This window comes from Roseomonas chloroacetimidivorans, from assembly GCF_049629625.1.
In the GTDB taxonomy this organism is placed as follows: domain Bacteria; phylum Pseudomonadota; class Alphaproteobacteria; order Acetobacterales; family Acetobacteraceae; genus Roseomonas; species Roseomonas chloroacetimidivorans.
Genome location: NZ_JBNBZS010000026.1, coordinates 26,477 through 43,455, shown reverse-complemented (window position 1 = coordinate 43,455; position 16,979 = coordinate 26,477). Strand labels below are relative to the sequence as shown.

Here is a 16,979-nt window from a genome sequence, read left to right as displayed (position 1 = left end):
GACACGGGTTCGTATCCGCGATGGCGGGGCAGCCTCACTCCGCCGCCACGACCCGCTTCTTGCCGTACAACGCGGTCCGGAACGCCACCTGCCCCACGATTCCTGCCCCGGCCAGCACCAGCGCCGCCGACAACGCCGCGTTCGACCCCAGCCCCGCTAGCGCCGAGCAGATCGAGCCCACCGCCATCTGGATGAAGCCGTAGATCCCCGAGGCCGAGCCGGTCACGCGCGGGTTGAGGCTGATGGCCTGCGCCAGGGCAGAGGGCCCGGCGATGCCGACTCCAAGAGTGAAGACGAACATCGTTCCGACCGCGATCGCCACGGTCAGCTTCCCCGCCAGCACCACGCCAAGCAGCACGAAGACCGCCACGACGCCCATCAGGCTCGCCCAGGCCAGCACTCGGTCGATCTGCATACGCCCGATCAGCCGGCTGGCCAGCGCATTGCCGATGGAGATGCCGACGACGAGGACGGTCAGATAGATCCCGGCCTCATGCGGCGGCCGCCCGAGATCGTGGAAGATGAAGGGCGCCGAGCTGAAGAAGGCGTAGGCCGCCGTCGTCACGCAGCCGCCGCAGATGGAATAGCCCAGGAAGACCGGCGAGCGGAGGAGCCGCAGGTAGTCCTGCAGGATCGAGGCGGAGGAGACGCCCGCCGTGCTCCGCCCGGTTTCCGGCAGCATGCGCCAGGTGAAGACGAGGTTTGCCGCCCCCAGCAGGCACAGCGCCACGAGCACGAAGTGCCAGCCTGCCGTCTCCACGATGGCCGTGCCGACCAGCGGTGCCAGCCCGGGCCCCACCGTCACCATCACGTTCAGCAGCGCCAGCCGCTGCGCCGCCTCCTTCGGTCCCGCGGTGTCGCGCACGATGGCGCGCCCCAGCACCACGCCGGAACAGCCCCCCAGCGCCTGGAACAGCCGGGCGATGATCAGCGTACCGGCATTCATCGCCAGCAAGGTCGCCAGCCCTGACAGGGTGTAGAGAAGCAGCCCGCCCATCAGCACTGGCCGCCGGCCAAACCGGTCTGCCAGCGGCCCGTAGATCGGCTGCCCGACCGCAAGCCCCAGCACATAGAGGCTGATGGTCAGCTGCATCGCGCCGGTGGTGGCATCCAGGGCCTGGGCGGCCTGGGAAAGCGCCGGCACGAAGATGTACATGCCCACCGTGCCGCTGAAGGTGATCAGCGCCAGAAGCCAGAGCGGCACCCGTGGGCGCGGCGCCTGCTCGGCGTCCGTGCCGCTGGCGGCGGGGGCCGTGGCAGCCGGGGCGTCCGCCTGCGCCTTCAGAACGGCGTTCACGGCACGACCCCATCGGCTTCGGCCAGTCGGCTGAGGATATGGCTGATCACCCGGTGCGCCATTGCAATCTCCTCGTCGGACAACCCGCTCATCGCCTCGTCCCGCACCCGGGCGGAAACGGCATCCACCCGCTCCACCGTGGCGCGCCCGGCCTCGGTCAGCAGGATTGCCTTCGCCCGGCGGTCGGCATCCTCCCGTCGCTCGATCAGCCCGGCTTCCTGCAGCGCATCCAGCAGCCGAACCACCGAGGAACCGTCGAGCGAAAGGGAGAGCGCCAGGTCCTTCTGCCGCATCGGCGCCTGCGCCCGGGCCAGGCGCACCAGCGGCAGCCAGGTCGCCTCCGACAGTCCAAAGGGTTGCAGCCGCCGGTCCAACGCCCGCCGCTACTGCCGCGCCGTGGCGGAGATGACGGTGGGGAGGGTGACCCGGCTGGAAGAGGAAGCCGCCATGTCCGTGCCAGAACGATGTGATACCAATCGATGGTAAGTCATCAATTTGGTGCGCCGCAACATGCCAGGCCCGCATGGCGGCCCCGCCCTCGGCAACGCTGGACACCCGCAACTTGCCCCAGGGCCCCTCGCCCCCTAGGTGAAGTGCCGAAAGGCCCACCATTCCTGGCCAGGAAAGATCAGATCCGCCCGATGAGCGATACCCCGAACGAAGCCAAGCCCGAGACCGACGCCCAGCCGAACGCCGCGTTCATGCCGGACGGTCCCGCCCCCGACGCCACCGTTAGCGAAGCCCCGGCCTCCGCCCCCGATCTTGCCGCCCAGCTCAATGAAATGCGCGACAAGTGGCTGCGCGCCGAGGCCGAGATGCAGAACCTCCGCGCCCGCCACAAGCGCGAGCTGGAGGACGCCCGCAACTACGCGGTGACCAAATTCGCCCGCGATGTGGCGGATGCCGCCGAGAACCTCCGCCGCGGCCTCGACGCCCTGCCCGCGCCGAAGGAGGATGAGGACAGCGCCATCACCAAGCTCCGCGGCGGCTTCGAGGGCGTTGAGCGCGCCTTCCTGGCCATGCTGGAGCGCCATGGCGTGAAGGCCGAGAACCCCACTGGCAAGCCCTTCGACCCCGAGCTGCACCAGGCCATGGCCGAGCAGCCCGCGCCGGAAGGCATGGAGCCCGGCACCGTCATCACGGCCTGGACCCCGGCCTGGACCATCAACGGGCGGCTGCTGAAGCCGGCCATGGTGGTGGTGGCGGGGAAGGGCTGAGGGAATGGCCGGGGCAAAACGATTTCCCCGGCCTTCCATAACCTTTTTGATTCAGCCTCAGGGTCTTGTCGCGCCGCCCGCCCCTGAATACATCGGGAGCCGACGGGACAAGCCCGTCCCCCAACCCCCATCCGACTGAACAATGGGGCCGCGCACGGCGCCTGATCATGGGCCGTGCCCCGGCCGCCGCAAAGGAGAGTGAACGGATGAGCAAGGTCATCGGTATCGACCTCGGCACCACCAATTCCTGCGTCGCCATCATGGAAGGCGGCGACACCAAGGTGATCGAGAACGCTGAGGGCGCCCGGACCACCCCCTCGATGGTTGCCTTCGCCAAGAATGGCGAGCGCCTCGTCGGCCAGGCCGCGAAGCGCCAGGCGGTCACGAACCCCACCGATACGCTTTACGCCGTGAAGCGCCTGATCGGCCGTCGCTTCGAAGACCCGACGGTGAAGCGCGACATCGACCTCGTTCCCTACAAGATCGTGCGCGCCGACAATGGCGACGCCTGGGTCGAGGCCGGCGGCCAGAAGATGGCCCCGCAGCAGATCAGCGCCTATGTCCTCGGCAAGATGAAGGAGACGGCCGAGGCCTATCTCGGCGACAAGGTGACGCAGGCCGTCATCACCGTCCCCGCCTACTTCAACGACGCCCAGCGCCAGGCCACCAAGGAGGCCGGCAAGATCGCGGGCCTCGAGGTCCTGCGCATCATCAACGAGCCGACGGCCGCGGCGCTCGCCTATGGCCTGGACAAGAAGAACGGCGGCACCATCGCGGTCTATGACCTCGGCGGCGGCACCTTCGACGTGTCGATCCTCGAGATCGGCGACGGCGTCTTCGAGGTGAAGTCCACCAATGGCGACACCTTCCTGGGCGGTGAGGACTTCGACCAGCGGGTGATTGATTACCTTGCGGACGAGTTCAAGCGCGAGCAGGGCATCGACCTGCGCGGCGACAAGCTGGCCCTGCAGCGCCTGAAGGAGGCTGCGGAGAAGGCGAAGATCGAGTTGTCCTCGGCCAAGCAGACCGAGATCAACCTGCCCTTCATCACCGCCGACGCGTCCGGCCCGAAGCACTTGGTGCTGCAGCTGACCCGCGCGAAGCTGGAGGCCCTGGTTGACGACCTGATCCAGCGCACGCTCGAGCCCTGCAAGAACGCGCTGAAGGATGCCGGCCTGACCGCCGGTGAGATCGACGAAGTGATCCTGGTCGGCGGTATGACCCGCATGCCCAAGGTCATCGAGGCCGTGAAGTCCTTCTTCGGCAAGGAGCCGGCCCGCAACGTGAACCCGGACGAGGTCGTCGCCATCGGCGCCGCGATCCAGGGCGCGGTGCTGAAGGGCGAGGTGAAGGACGTCCTGCTGCTCGACGTGACCCCGCTGTCGCTGGGCATCGAGACGCTGGGCGGTGTGTTCACCCGGCTGATCGACCGCAACACCACCATCCCGACGAAGAAGTCCCAGACCTTCTCCACGGCTGATGACAATCAGACCGCCGTGACCATCAAGGTCTACCAGGGCGAGCGCGAGATGGCGGCCGACAACAAGCTGCTCGGCAACTTCGACCTGCAGGGCATCCCGCCCGCTCCGCGCGGCGTGCCGCAGATCGAGGTGACCTTCGACATCGATGCGAACGGCATCGTCTCCGTGTCCGCCAAGGACAAGGCGACGGGCAAGGAGCAGCAGATCAAGATCCAGGCCCGCTCCGGCCTGTCGGATGCCGATATCGAGCGCATGGTGAAGGACGCCGAGGCGAATGCCGAGGCTGACAAGCGCCGCCGCGAGAGCGTCGAGGCGAAGAACAACCTCGAGGCCCTGGTGCATTCGACCGAGAAGGCCCTGAAGGACAACGGCGACAAGCTCGCCGATGCCGAGAAGGGCGAGGTCGAGGCCGCGCTCTCCGCTGCCCGCTCGGCGCTGGAGGGTGATGATGCCGAGGCCATGAAGACGGCCGGGGAACGTCTCTCCGCCGCCTCCATGAAGATCGGTGAGGCGATGTACAAGGCGCAGTCCGAGACGCAGGCCCAGCCTGAGGCTGAGGCCGGCGCCAATGGCCCGAGCAACGCCAACCCGAACGGCAAGGTGGTCGACGCCGAGTTCGAGGATGTCGATCCCTCGAAGAAGAAGCAGGGCTGACCGGCCCATGCGGTAGGACAATGAGGCGCCCGGCATCGCGAGAAGCGGGCCGGGCGCTTTTTCTGTCCAGCCCTCCGTTCGGCCGCCTTTCGGGAAAACCGCTGGGCGGCACAGCTTTTGGATGCAACCCTACAGGGCACGGATCCGCCCCGCATGGGAACCACGATGGCCAAGCGTGACTATTACGACGTGCTGGGCGTTCCCCGGGACGCCAATGAGGACGCCCTCAAGAAGGCGTTCCGCAAGCTCGCCATGCAGTACCACCCGGACCGCAACCCCGGGGACAAGACCGCCGAGGCGAAGTTCAAGGAGTGCAACGAGGCCTACGACGTCCTCAAGGATCCGGAGAGGCGTGCCGCCTATGACCGCTATGGCCATGCCGCCTTCGAGAATGGCGGCGGGGGTGGCGGTGGCAATCCGTTCGGTGGCGGCTTCGCAGGCGGCGGCTTCGAGGACATCTTCGAGCAGATGTTCGGCAATCTCGGCGCCCGTGGGGGCCGTGGCGGCCAGAACAGCGGCCGCGGCGCCGATCTCCGCACCGAGGTGACGATCACCCTCGAGGAAGCCTTCGCCGGCACCAAGAGCACGATCCGCGTTCCCACCGCCGTCGCCTGCGACAACTGCCAGGGCACCGGCGCGGAGGGCGGCAAGGCCCAGACCGAGAGCTGCGGCACCTGTAAGGGCGCCGGCAAGGTGCGTGCGCAGTCCGGCTTCTTCCTGGTGGAGCGCACCTGCCCGACCTGCGGCGGCACTGGCCGCATCATCAAGAACCCCTGCAAGGTCTGCCAGGGCGCCGGCCGCGTGCAGAAGGACCGCAACCTCAACGTCACGATCCCGGCCGGCGTGGAGGAGGGCACCCGCATCCGCCTGGCCGGCGAGGGCGAGGCGGGCCTGCGTGGCGCCCCGCCAGGCGACCTTTATGTCGATATCGGCATCAAGCCTCACCCGATCTTCCAGCGGGAGGGAAACAACATCTTCATCCGTGTCCCCCTCCGCATGACCCAGGCGGCCTTGGGCGGAACGGTAGAGGTGCCGAGCATCGATGGCGGCCGCGCCCGCGTCGCCATCCCCTCGGGTACGCAGACGGGCGACCAGTTCCGCTTGCGGGGCAAGGGCTTCTCCGTCCTCCGCAGCGCAGCGCGCGGCGACATGTATGTCCAGGTTTCCGTGGAAACCCCGCAGAACCTCACCCCGAGGCAGCGCGAGCTGCTGGAGCAGTTTGAGGCCGAGGCCGAGGAAAACAGCCGCACCAGCCCGGAAAGCGAGGGCTTCTTCTCCAGGGTGAAGGAATTCTGGGAAGGCTTGGGGCGGTAAAGGCTGCCCCGCAGAGGAAGATGAGGTCCGGGGAGAACTCCTTCTCCCCGGCCTTTTTTATCTCTTCGCCTCGATCACGTCCCAGATGGCCTTTTCCAGGTGAACGCCGTCGAAGCGCGCCACTTCCTGAAGGCCCGTGGGTGAGGTCACGTTGATCTCGGTCAGGTAGCCCCCGATCACATCGATCCCTACGAAGATCATTCCGCGCTTCTTCAGCTCCGGCCCGATGGCCGCGCAGATCTCCTTCTCGCGGTCCGTCAGCGTGGTCTGTACCGCCTTGCCGCCGACATGCATGTTGGACCGCGCCTCGCCTTCCGCCGGCACGCGGTTGATCGCGCCCATCGCCTCGCCATCCACCAGGATGATGCGCTTGTCCCCCTGCCGCACGGCGGGCACGTATTTCTGGATCACCAGCGGCTCGCGCGAGCGTTCGGTGAACATCTCGATCAGCGAGTTCATGTTCGGATCGTCCGGCCGCAGGTGGAACACACCGGCGCCGCCATTGCCGAAAAGCGGCTTGATAATGATGTCCCCGTGCTTCTCGCGGAAGCGCGCGATGCGCCGCCGGTCGGCCGTCACCAGCGTCTCCGGCATCAGATCCGGGAAATGGGTGACGAAGAGCTTTTCCGGCGCGTTCCGCACATGGCCCGGATCGTTCACCACCAGCGTCTTCGGGTGGATATGCTCCAGGATATGGGTGGCCGTGATATAGGCCATGTCGAAGGGCGGGTCCTGGCGCATCAGCACCACATCCACATCCTTGCCCAGGTCCAGCTCCAGCTCGGGCCCGAAGGTGAAGTGGTCCCCCTTCACCCGCCGCACCTCCACCGGATGCGCCCAGGCCGTCACGCGCCCGCCCGAAAGCGCCAGGTCGCGGACATGATAATGCCAAAGCGCGTGGCCGCGCGCCTGGGCTTCCAACATCAGGGCGAAGGTGCTGTCGCCCTCAATCCCGATGCTCTCCATCGGGTCCATCTGCACCGCCACCCGCAAGGTCTTCGCCATGGCCGTCCATCCGTGATCGCGTTCGGCCGTGTTGGTGGCATTCCTCGCGGCAGGACGCCAGGGGGCAGGACGCCCCCTGGCCCCGCCGCGTCAGTGGGGGCTGGCCACCGGCCGCACGATCACCTCGCTGACATCCACGTCGTCGGGCTGCTCCACCGCGAAAGCGATGGCCCGGGCGACCGCCTCCGGCGCAATGGCGATGCGCCGATACGCCTCCATGGCCCGCGCCGCCCTGGGATCCGTGATCGTCCCGGCCAGCTCGGATTCCGTCACCCCTGGCGAGATCACGGTGACCCGGATCTGGTCCGTCTCCTGCCGCAGCCCCTCCGAAATCGCGCGCACCGCGAACTTCGTGGCGCAGTACACCGCCGCCGTCGGGCTCACCACATGCCCGCCGATGGAGGACAGGTTCACGAAATGCCCGTAGCCCTGCGCCCTCATCACCGGTAGCCCGGCCGCGATGCCATGCAGCACGCCGCGGATGTTCACGTCGATCATCCGGTCCCATTCCTCGACCTTAAGCGCGTCCAGTGGCGAAAGGGGCATGACCCCGGCATTGTTCACGATCACGTCCACCCGCCCGAATTCCTGGCACGCGAAGCCGATGAAGGCTTCCATGTCATCGTGCCGTGTCACATCCAGCGCCCGGAACCGCGCCGTTCCCCCGGCCCAGTTGATCTCCCCCGCCAGGGTCTCCAGCCGCTCCGTCCGCCGCGCCCCGATGACCACCTTCGCGCCCCGCGCGGCCAACAGCCGCGCCGTCGCCTCGCCGATCCCGCTGCTGGCCCCTGTGATGGCCACCACCTTCGTTTCCACACCGGACATGGCCTGCATCTCCTTCTGAGGCCCGAACATCCCGGGCCGCCGGGGCAGACCATCGGCGGTTCCGCCGCCGGAGCGGTAGACCAGCCCTCCGCAATCCTTGCCTGATCCTCCAGACCTGCCCATCGACAGCCCCGGGCAGGGTGACCTGCTAACGCCCATCGGTCATTCTTGGGAAAGCCAGACGAAAAGGAGATACGGAGGATGGACCGGCTGAACGAACTCGCTGCCCTCATTGATCGATTCGCCGGCAAGGACGGTATCCATCCCACCCCGATCCCGCGGGTCAGCCTGATCCGCATCGGGCGCCCGACAGAGCCTCTCCATGCGCTGCAGCAGCCCGCCTTGTGCTTCGTGGCCCAGGGCCGCAAGCAGGTCACCCTCGGCGGCCAGGTCTTCGAGTATGACCGTACCTGCTACCTGGCCGCCTCGGTGGACCTCCCCATCATCGGCCAGGTCGTCGAGGCCAGTCCCGAAACCCCCTATCTCTGCCTACGCCTGGATCTCGATCCCACTGCACTCGGCGCCCTGATCCTCGAGGCAGCGCCCGCCGCCGCCACCCACCCCGGCCCGGGCCTGGCCCTTAGCCGCATGACGGCCGAGATCACGGATGCTGCCATCCGGCTCCTCCGCCTGCTCGACACCCCGCGCGACGCCGCGATCCTCGCCCCGTTGGCCGAGCGCGAGCTCCTCTACCGCGCCCTCTCCGGCGAACAGCTCGCCCGCCTCCGCCAGATCGCCTTTCCCGACAGCCATCTCCGCCGCATCGGTCGCGCCATCCAGCGCATCCGCCGTGACTTCGCCGAGCCGATCGCCATCGCCGAGATCGCCGCCGAGGCCGGGATGAGCACCTCTGCCCTGCATGAGCATTTCCGGGCCGTGACGGGCCTGAGCCCGCTGCAGTACCAGAAACAGCTGCGCCTGCAGGAAGCCCGACGTCTCATCCTCAGCCGCGCGATGGACGCCGCCAGCGCGGGCCACGAGGTCGGTTACGGCAGCCCTTCCCAGTTCAGCCGCGAATATGCCCGCCTCTTCGGCGCGCCCCCGATGCGCGACGTGGCGAGCCTCCGCGACCTCGCCCGGCGGCGCGAGGATCTGGCCGTATCCGCCGCCTGATCCGCCCTCCGCGCCGGTGCCCCGGCGGAAGCCGCCACCCCGCAGGACCGCAAGTGCCTGTCCTGCCTGACGCCGCGCCCCGTATCGGCTATGGCACCCTCATGCAGGCGCCCCATACCCATACTGGCAAGACACGGCTCGCGGGCATTCTTGGTTGGCCCGTCGCCCATTCCCGCTCCCCGCGTCTGCACGGCTTCTGGCTGGCCCGCCATGGCATTGATGGCGCCTATGTCCCCCTGCCCGTGGAACCCGCGAACTTCGCCACCGCGATCCGCGCCCTTGCCGCCCTGGGCTTCCGGGGGGCCAATGTCACGCTCCCCCATAAGGAGGCCGCCTTCGCCGCCTGCGACATCGTGGAGGACCAGGCCCGCCGCATCGGCGCCGTGAACACCCTGGTTTTCCACGAGGATGGCCGCATCGAGGGCTGGAACACCGATGGCTGGGGCTTCATCGAAAGCCTGCGCGAACAGGCCCCGGCCTTCCGGCCCGAGGCCGGACCGGCCGTCATCCTCGGCGCCGGCGGCGGCGCCCGTGCGGTGGCGCACGCCCTGCTCTCCGCCGGCTGCACCGCCCTTACCCTGGTCAACCGCAGCCCTGCCCGCGCCGAGGCCCTTGCGCGTGAACTCTCAAACCATGGCGCCGCCATCGAAGTCGCCACCACACCCCCGCTGGAGAACGCCGCCCTGCTGGTGAACACCACCAGCCAGGGCATGCAGGGGCAGCCGCCGCTGCAGATCGATCTTACCCCCCTGCCCGCCACGGCGGTGGTGGCGGATATCGTCTATGTCCCGCTGGAAACCCCACTCCTGGCCGCCGCCCGCGCCCGCGGCCTCGCGGCGGTGGATGGGCTTGGCATGCTCCTCCACCAGGGGCGCCGCGGATTCCAGGCCTGGTTCGGGGAAATGCCGGTGGTGGATGCCGAGCTGCGCGCCTTCGTCGCCTCGGACATCCCGCGCGCATGAAGATCTGGGCGCTGACCGGCGGCATCGGCATGGGCAAGTCCACCGCCGCCAACACCTTCCGCCGCCTGGGTGTGCCTGTCTTCGATGCGGATGCCGCCGTGCACCGCCTCCAGGGCCCGAACGGTGCCGCCGTCCGCCCTATCGAAGCCGCCTTCCCCGGCACCACCCGCCCGACACCCCTCGGCCCGATGGTGGACCGGGAGGCCCTTCGCCGCGCCGTGCTCGGCCATGACGCCGCGCTGAACCGGCTGGAGGCCATCGTCCACCCGCTGGTCCGCCGGGAGGAGCGCCGCTTCCTTGCCGCCGCCCGTCGCCGGGGCGCCCGGCTCGCCGTGCTGGACATTCCCCTTCTCTTCGAGACCGGTGGCGAGCGCCGGGTGGACGAGGTGGTCGTCGTCACCGCCCCCGCCGCCACCCAGCGTGCCCGTGTCCTGCGCCGCCCCGGCATGACGGAGGAACGGCTGAAGGCCATCCTCGCCCGCCAGGTGCCGGACAGCCTGCGCCGGCAGCGCGCGGATCACCTGATCCATACCGGCCTGTCCCGGCACCACGCGCAGCGGGCGGTGCGGCGGCTGATGGCCCAAGGCGGCGCGATGGATCGCGGCCCCCTCTGATCCTGGGACCGCTGCGCCCACCGTTCCGTCCAAGGCGCCGCCGGGCTATCCTGCACGCGATGTCCGAGACCAAGCCCAAGCCGCGCGTCGCGCTCTTCGTCACCTGCCTGGTGGACTTGTACCGCCCCACCGTCGGCTTCGCGGCGATCAGGCTCCTGGAAGAGGCCGGCTGCCTGGTGGAAGTGCCGTCCACCCAGACCTGCTGCGGCCAGCCCGCCTATAATGCCGGCGACCGCGCGACGGCCAAGGAGCTCGCCCGGCCGGTGATCGATGCCTTCCTGGGCTACGATTACGTGGTGGCCCCGTCCGGCTCCTGCGCCGGCATGATCGCCCACCACTATCCCAGCCTGTTCGGGGACGACCCGGACTATCGCGGCCGTGCCGAGGCCCTGGCCGCGCGAACTTACGAGCTGACCAGCTTCCTGGGCGATGTCATGGGCCTGGACACGCCCCGGCAACCCTATGACGGCGTCGTGGCCTATCACGATTCCTGCTCCGGCCTGCGGGAACTGGGCGTGAAGGCACAGCCCCGCCGGCTGCTGGCCAAGGTGCCCGGCCTGACGCTGAAGGAACTGGCGGAGCCCGAGCTGTGCTGCGGCTTCGGCGGCACCTTCTGCGTGAAGTATCCCGACATCTCCACCCGCATGGTCACGGACAAGGCGGCCGATATCCGCGCCACCGGGGCCGACACGCTGCTGGCGGGCGATATGGGCTGCCTGCTGAACATGGCCGGCCGCCTGAAGCGCGAGAACAGCGAGGTGCATGTGCGCCACGTGGCCGAGGTGCTGGCCGGCATGACTGCCGAAGTGCCCCCAATCGGCGAGGCGACGGAACCGCACCGGTGATCCTCCCCCGCCTCAGCCGCCGCCCCATCCTGATCGGGGCATTGGCGGCCGGGGCGGCGGGATGGGCCCTGGCCTGGCTGCTGGGCACACGCGGCACGACCGCCGCGCTCCTCGCCTGGGATGCCGCGGCCGTGACCTATGCGGCCGCGATCCTGGCCTGGCTGTGGAATGCCTCACCCAAGACCCTGCAGGAACGGGCGGCGCGGTTGGACGAGGACCAGTGGACGATCCTCCTTCTCTGCGTGGCTGCCGCCCTTGTCTCACTTGTCGCGGTGGGTGCGGATCTGGCCGCGACGAAGGGCACGCCCGGCGCAAACCAGGCCGCCATCCTGGCTGGCGGCACGGTGATGATCTCCTGGCTCTTCGTGCAGGTGCTTTTCGCCCATCACTACGCCCACGCGCATTGGCTGCGCGGCAGCGGCCTGGACTTCCCGGGGAACGACCAGCCGGACTTCCCGGAATTCCTGTACTTCGCCATGACGGTCGGCATGACGGCGCAGGTGTCGGATGTAACGACGCGCTCGGCCGGCATGCGGCGGCTGGTGCTCGGGCACGGCCTGCTCGCCTTTCTGTTCAACGCCGTGGTGGTCGCGGCGGCGGTGAACCTGGCGGCGGCACTGGTCGGATAAGCGGGTCTTGCTTGACCTCACCTGACGCAGCGGGTGCTATCAACCGGCTGGGTGAGGGTGACATGAGCCGTTTGCGCGACAAGCGTGTTCTCGTCTTCGGCGGCAGCGCAGGCATCGGCCTTACGATCCTGCAGCGCTTCGCCAAGGAAGGCGCGCGGCTCGCCAATGCCGATCTTCAGGCACCGGCCGGCGGCCTGCCTGTGGATCTCCTGGACCTGCGCTGCGACATCGCGGATGGCGAGGCCGTCAGGACCGTTGTGGAGCAGGCGACGGCCCATCTCGGCGGGCTGGATGCGATGATCAACGCCGCCGCCGCGCTGACACGCATCGGGCCCGTCACTGACCTGCCGCCGGACGAATGGGAGCACGCGATCCGCGTGAACCTCACCGGTGCCTACCACGCCTCGCGCTGCTGCATCCCGCATTTGCTGGCAGCCGGCGGGGGCAGCATCGTCCATATCTGCTCGGAAATCGGCGTGGTCGGCGCGAAGGGCCGCTCCGCCTACAGCTCTTCCAAGGCTGGTCTCATCCAGCTCGCGCGCGTGCTGGCGCTAGACCATGCGGAGCAGGGCATCCGCGTGAACGCACTCTCCCCGGGCGCAGTGGTGACGGACCGGCTTCTTTCCCGTTTCGGAAGCGCCGAAGCGGCCGAGACCGCGCTCGCCCCCCTCTATCCCATGGGCCGGCTGGGCCGACCGGAGGAGATCGCGGCAGCGGCGCTGTTCCTGGCCTCCGAGGATTCCTCTTTCATGACCGGCGCGAATCTCGTCGTCGATGGCGGCTACACCGCTCGCTGACACGGGCGCCGCACCTCACCCGAACCGACAACATGGAGGTAGCAGCGTGAACGATCCGGCATTCCAGGAAGACTGCGCGGCGATCCTGGCCATGAAGGCGGCGGAGGCGGAACCAGAGCGACGCGATCTGCTGCGCGGCTTGTCCGCGCTCGGCGTTGCGGCAGTGCTCGGCACGACCCGCCCTGCGACGGCCCAGACGCGCGAGGTGGTATTGGCCGACTGGGGCGGCGACGGCTCCGTCGCCTTCCGCAAGGCCTTCGGCGAGCCCTTCGAACGCGCGACCGGCCTCCGCTTCGGCCAGGACGGCGCCGGCCCCAGTCCCGGCCGCATTCGCTCCATGGTGCAGTCGGGCAAGGTGACCCTGGACGTGCTGGATACAGCGGTGGGCGCCAGCCACTTCCTGGGCGCCGACGGGCTGCTGGAGGAGATAGACTACTCCATCGTCGACAGGAATCTCGACATGCCCGGCCTGTCCCACCGCTATGCTGTCGGCGCCTATACCTTCAGCGTGGTGCTGGCCTGGGATACGCGCGCTTTTGGCGGCCGTACGCCGACGAAGATGGCCGATTTCTGGAACCTGCGCGACTTCCCGGGCCCCCGCATGCTGCGCCGGGACCCGCAGGGCATGCTGGAAGCGGCGCTGCTCGCTGATGGCGTTCCGGCGGACAAGCTCTACCCGCTCGATGTCGACCGGGCCTTCCGCAAGATCCGGGCGATCCGCCCGCAGACTGTCTATTGGGGCAGTGGCTCCGACAGCCAGCAGATCATGCGCCAGGGCGATGCGGTAATGGGCCTGCTCTGGAATACACGCGCCACGCTGCTCCAGCGCGAGACGCAGGGCCGCATCCGTTTCACGTGGAACGAGGGCGTTCTCCAACCCTCCGTCTGGACCGTGCCGAAGGGCAACCCGGCCGGCAAGGACGCCTTCCGCTTGATTCGCTCGATGCAGGAACCGGCCGGCCAGGTCGAACTGCTTAAGCTGCTCGGCAATGGCCCCGTAAACCCGGCCGCCGCCGCGCTAGTGCCGCCCGACTTGAAGCCCTTCAACCCGACCGACCCCGAAAACGCCCGAGTGCAGGTCCCCTACGGCATCGAGTGGTATGCGAAGAACTACCAGGATGTTCTGGCGCGGTATGTGGACTTGGTGACGGGGTAAGGCGGGGCGCATGGCCCGCAATCCTCTCAGTCCGTGAAGGGGGACACCAGGCGCCGCCGAGGGTTATTGACCCTCGGCGAAGCCCCGGATCACCGGCCAAGCCGATGGTGAGGCCCGGGGAACATCATGCTTTCCGATAAAAGGGGTCCGGGGAAGGCAAGGCCTTCCCGGGCCGCCTATCCTTCCGCCGCGATGCGCCCGATCGCCCACTGCACGCTGCCCGACCCAGCCTCTGCCGCGACCGCCACCTGGGTGGTCGGCTTGGCCTCGCCGAACATCTGAACGCTGTCCTCCACGGAAACCCGGCCTCCCCGCGCACGCAGGCGCCAGGCGGCGCCGGAGGGAAGGCGCAGCAGCACGGAGATCCCGTCTTCCTGCAGCGTGGCGGTCACGGAGGGGTGGAGGTGGAAGCGAACGGTGAAGGCGGGCGGCTCCTCCGCTTCCACGATGTCCTCGCCCCGCAGGTCGTCCCCGGATTCCGCGAGGTAGAGGCGGCGGCGGTGGATGGCGCCGAGGCTCTTCTTCCAGCCGTCATGCGTGGCTTCCAGCCATTGGGCGCCGCTCGCCTCGTGGCGCTCGGCCTCGACATGCTCCGGGCGGCGGCCCAGGCCGTCCTCAGTCAACTCACTGCTGTTGGTATCGGCGAGGGTCAGGGTGGAATGGGCGGCGGTGGCGCGCAGCGCGTCGCGCCAGGCTCCCTCGGCGGCCGGAGCGGCGCCGCAGTTCACGATCAGCCGGTCGCGGCCGATCGACATCTCGAAGGACAGGGTGCCGGCATGATGCTGCCGGTCGGCGCCGCGCGAGAGCCCGCCCGGGCCGAGACCCCCACCCCTGGCTGGGGGCGGACCGCAATCGGCGATGACAAGGGTGCGCCCGGCCTGGAGCCGCTGGAACCCGGCATCGCCGAGGATCAGCGGCGCCCGGCCGCGGGCCTGGGCCTGGGTCAGGACGAGATCGAGCAGGTTCGCCGTCTCCTCCCGCGTGCCGTTGAAGGCAGCCAGTCCGCCATCTCCGTGCCGGAACAGGCGCAGCGCCGGCGCGGCGCGGTCCAGCGCATGGGCCAGATGCGGCGGTGCCTCGATCCCGGCGCCGTGGAGGAGGTTCCGGATCTCGATCAGATCCTGCAAGGCGAGCAGCAGGACCCCCGGGCTACGCTCCACATGCGCGCCATCCGGCAGGATCTGGCGATCGATCTCGGCGGGCAGGACCTTGAGGCAGCGGGTCAGCCAGGGCTCATCCTCAAGCGCCACGGCAGCGGCGAGGGCGCCCTTCAGTGCCACCAGGGCGCCCCGGTGGCGTGCTTCGGCCGGCAGGCTGGCGACAAGGGCCCGCGCATCGGTGGCGAGCCGCGACATGATGGCGCGGCGGAACCCATCCTCCGCCGTGGCGGCGAAGAAATCCCAATGCCCGAGCCAGGCGGAAAGGCGGGCGCCCACCACCTCGGGCGTCGTGCTGACCGGATCGGCGGCCGGGGCCTCCAGCCAGGCCCGCGCGATATCGCGGGCATGCAGCCGGGCAGCATCGGTGCCCAGCGCCCGCAGGTCGCGCAACCAGGCGAAGCCGTGCAGCGCCGCGCGCCAGGTCGGGCTTCCGGCGGCGGGACCAAAGGCGGAGGGATCGTCAGGCAGGGGCCGGACCGTGCCCGACACCTCCAACTCCCCGTTCATCAGGCGCTGGCCGCGTACCGCATCGCCCGGCCAGAGATCGCGGAAGGCACGGGAGGGCGCCTCGGGCACCCGGATGGGCTTGAGGCTGGAGAGGGTGCGGCGGGCGCCGCGTAGCCAGTTGCCGCTCATTGGGCGCTCCCGCGGATAGCCTTGATGGCAGCAGCCCGGTCCTGTGCGCCGAAAACAGCGGTGCCCGCCACCAGCACATCGGCACCCGCCGCGATGCAGGCGGGGGCGGTCTTCGCCGTTACGCCACCATCGACCTGAAGGTGGATCTCACGGCCGGTGGCATCGATCATCCGGCGTAGCGCGGCCATTTTCGGCAACTGGCTCTCCAGGAAGGATTGTCCCCCGAAGCCCGGGTTCACCGTCATCACCAGGATCAGGTCCACCAGGTCCATCACATGGGCGACGCTTTCCACAGGGGTGGCCGGATTCAGCACCACCCCGGCCTTCTTGCCGAGCCCGCGGATGGTCTGGAGCGAGCGGTGCAGATGCGGCCCAGCCTCGGGATGCAGGGAAATCAGGTCAGCCCCGGCCTCGGCGAAGGCGGCCAGATAGGGATCGGCCGGGGCGATCATCAGATGCACGTCGAAAGGCATGCGGCTGAGTGGCCGCAACGCCTTCACGATGGCCGGCCCGAAGGAAATGTTCGGAACGAAATGGCCGTCCATGATGTCGAGGTGCAGCCAGTCCGCGCCGGCGGCCTCGATGGCAGACAGCTCCTCAGCCAGCCGCGTGAAGTCGGCAGCCAGGAGGGAGGGCGCGATGCGGACGGGATTTCGGGCGGCGCTTGTCACGCCGGGGTTATGCGGCAGCGTGATGGGGGCATCAACTCGAAGACCGCCGCATTTCTCACGGGGCCAGTTCACAAGGGCAATGCCGTGGTGCCCTTCACCCGTTCCATGGCGAAGCGGCTGGTAACATTGCGCAGCCCCGGCACGGTGGCGGTCAGGCGGCGATAGAAGGCGTCATAGGCCGGCATGTCCTCCACCACCACGCGCAGCAGGTAGTCCACGTCGCCACCCATCCGCCAGCACTCCAGCACCTCCGGCATGGCCCCGACAGCCTTCGCGAAGGCGTCGATCCAGTCAGCCGAATGATCCCCGATCTCCAGCGCGACGAAGACCGAGAGCGGCAGGCCGACCTTGGCCGGGTCCAGCAGGGTCACGCGCCCCGTGATGATGCCGGCCTTCTCCAGCCGGCGGATGCGCTTCCAGCAGGGGGTCGGGGTCAGGCCGACCTCTGTCGCGATGGACGCCAGGGAAAGGGCGGCGTCGCGCTGGATCAGGCGCAGGATCTCGCGATCGATAAGGTCCAACTCCGGCGGTGCAGGCATAGCCCAAATCCATCTCCCAATCAGGGATAATCAGGGGAGGAAAATCTTTCAATTGCCGGAATAT

17 protein-coding genes are annotated in these 16,979 nt (G+C 68.9%); 10 read left to right on the top strand and 7 right to left on the bottom strand.

Translation table 11 applies throughout. The annotated features are described in order from the left end of the window. Nucleotides 1-34: 34 nt before the first annotated feature. Both ACO1BU_RS19545 and ACO1BU_RS19540 read right to left on the bottom strand, forming a co-directional pair. On the bottom strand, nucleotides 35-1,297 hold the full coding sequence (locus ACO1BU_RS19545; RefSeq protein ID WP_424137635.1) for a multidrug effflux MFS transporter: 1,263 nt from the start codon (nucleotides 1,295-1,297) through the stop codon (nucleotides 35-37). Then, complete coding sequence (locus ACO1BU_RS19540; protein WP_424137634.1) at nucleotides 1,294-1,671, bottom strand: MarR family winged helix-turn-helix transcriptional regulator; 378 nt, start codon at nucleotides 1,669-1,671, stop codon at nucleotides 1,294-1,296. The genes ACO1BU_RS19545 and ACO1BU_RS19540 overlap by 4 nt, the downstream gene beginning before the upstream one ends. A 267-nt stretch (nucleotides 1,672-1,938) precedes the next feature. Between ACO1BU_RS19540 and ACO1BU_RS19535 the strand changes: the two genes are divergently transcribed. The 3 genes from ACO1BU_RS19535 to dnaJ all read left to right on the top strand — a co-directional run bounded on the left by ACO1BU_RS19535 (nucleotide 1,939) and on the right by dnaJ (nucleotide 5,963). Then, nucleotides 1,939-2,514, top strand: coding sequence for a nucleotide exchange factor GrpE (locus tag ACO1BU_RS19535; protein WP_424137633.1), 576 nt, complete (start codon nucleotides 1,939-1,941; stop codon nucleotides 2,512-2,514). A gap of 167 nt (nucleotides 2,515-2,681) precedes the next feature. Further along, on the top strand, nucleotides 2,682-4,649 hold the full coding sequence (dnaK, locus tag ACO1BU_RS19530; RefSeq protein WP_424137632.1) for a molecular chaperone DnaK: 1,968 nt from the start codon (nucleotides 2,682-2,684) through the stop codon (nucleotides 4,647-4,649). Between the two features lie 165 nt (nucleotides 4,650-4,814). Then, nucleotides 4,815-5,963, top strand: coding sequence for a molecular chaperone DnaJ (gene dnaJ / locus ACO1BU_RS19525; RefSeq protein ID WP_424137672.1), 1,149 nt, complete (start codon nucleotides 4,815-4,817; stop codon nucleotides 5,961-5,963). 57 nt (nucleotides 5,964-6,020) lie between these two features. Here the strand turns inward: dnaJ and gshB are convergent, their stop codons facing one another. Then, nucleotides 6,021-6,968 carry a glutathione synthase gene (gene gshB, locus ACO1BU_RS19520; RefSeq protein WP_424137631.1) on the bottom strand — a complete coding sequence of 316 codons (948 nt, stop codon included), beginning with the start codon at nucleotides 6,966-6,968 and terminating at the stop codon, nucleotides 6,021-6,023. Nucleotides 6,969-7,058: 90 nt separating this feature from the next. Continuing rightward, on the bottom strand, nucleotides 7,059-7,793 hold the full coding sequence (locus ACO1BU_RS19515) for an SDR family oxidoreductase (protein WP_424137630.1): 735 nt from the start codon (nucleotides 7,791-7,793) through the stop codon (nucleotides 7,059-7,061). Between the two features lie 201 nt (nucleotides 7,794-7,994). Here ACO1BU_RS19515 and ACO1BU_RS19510 point away from each other — a divergent pair, with 201 nt between their 5' ends. The 7 genes from ACO1BU_RS19510 (at nucleotide 7,995) to ACO1BU_RS19480 (ending at nucleotide 13,909) form a co-directional block, all read left to right on the top strand. Continuing rightward, a complete protein-coding gene (locus ACO1BU_RS19510) occupies nucleotides 7,995-8,906 on the top strand; it encodes an AraC family transcriptional regulator (protein ID WP_424137629.1) in 912 nt (303 codons plus the stop codon). A gap of 101 nt (nucleotides 8,907-9,007) precedes the next feature. Then, nucleotides 9,008-9,868 (top strand): shikimate dehydrogenase, encoded by an 861-nt coding sequence (locus ACO1BU_RS19505; protein WP_424137671.1) that lies wholly within the window; start codon nucleotides 9,008-9,010, stop codon nucleotides 9,866-9,868. After that, nucleotides 9,865-10,482, top strand: a complete 618-nt coding sequence (gene coaE / locus ACO1BU_RS19500) for a dephospho-CoA kinase (protein WP_424137628.1) — start codon at nucleotides 9,865-9,867, stop codon at nucleotides 10,480-10,482. The genes ACO1BU_RS19505 and coaE overlap by 4 nt, the downstream gene beginning before the upstream one ends. Before the next feature lie 59 nt (nucleotides 10,483-10,541). Then, complete coding sequence (locus tag ACO1BU_RS19495; RefSeq protein WP_424137627.1) at nucleotides 10,542-11,327, top strand: (Fe-S)-binding protein; 786 nt, start codon at nucleotides 10,542-10,544, stop codon at nucleotides 11,325-11,327. Beyond that, a complete protein-coding gene (locus ACO1BU_RS19490; RefSeq protein WP_424137626.1) occupies nucleotides 11,324-11,956 on the top strand; it encodes a DUF1345 domain-containing protein in 633 nt (210 codons plus the stop codon). The genes ACO1BU_RS19495 and ACO1BU_RS19490 overlap by 4 nt, the downstream gene beginning before the upstream one ends. 62 nt (nucleotides 11,957-12,018) lie before the next feature. Continuing rightward, the gene (locus ACO1BU_RS19485; RefSeq protein WP_424137625.1) at nucleotides 12,019-12,753 is read left to right on the top strand and encodes an SDR family NAD(P)-dependent oxidoreductase; all 735 of its coding nucleotides are present in this window, start codon (nucleotides 12,019-12,021) and stop codon (nucleotides 12,751-12,753) included. Nucleotides 12,754-12,799: 46 nt separating this feature from the next. Next, a complete protein-coding gene (locus tag ACO1BU_RS19480) occupies nucleotides 12,800-13,909 on the top strand; it encodes an ABC transporter substrate-binding protein (RefSeq protein ID WP_424137624.1) in 1,110 nt (369 codons plus the stop codon). 176 nt (nucleotides 13,910-14,085) lie between these two features. Here ACO1BU_RS19480 and ACO1BU_RS19475 read toward each other — a convergent pair whose 3' ends face one another. From ACO1BU_RS19475 to ACO1BU_RS19465, 3 genes are all read right to left on the bottom strand, one after another. Beyond that, nucleotides 14,086-15,705 carry a heparinase II/III family protein gene (locus ACO1BU_RS19475; RefSeq protein ID WP_424137623.1) on the bottom strand — a complete coding sequence of 540 codons (1,620 nt, stop codon included), beginning with the start codon at nucleotides 15,703-15,705 and terminating at the stop codon, nucleotides 14,086-14,088. Then, a complete protein-coding gene (gene rpe, locus ACO1BU_RS19470) occupies nucleotides 15,702-16,376 on the bottom strand; it encodes a ribulose-phosphate 3-epimerase (protein WP_424137622.1) in 675 nt (224 codons plus the stop codon). The genes ACO1BU_RS19475 and rpe overlap by 4 nt, the downstream gene beginning before the upstream one ends. Before the next feature lie 68 nt (nucleotides 16,377-16,444). Next, the gene (locus ACO1BU_RS19465) at nucleotides 16,445-16,915 is read right to left on the bottom strand and encodes an Lrp/AsnC family transcriptional regulator (RefSeq protein WP_424137621.1); all 471 of its coding nucleotides are present in this window, start codon (nucleotides 16,913-16,915) and stop codon (nucleotides 16,445-16,447) included. Nucleotides 16,916-16,979 lie beyond the last annotated feature (64 nt).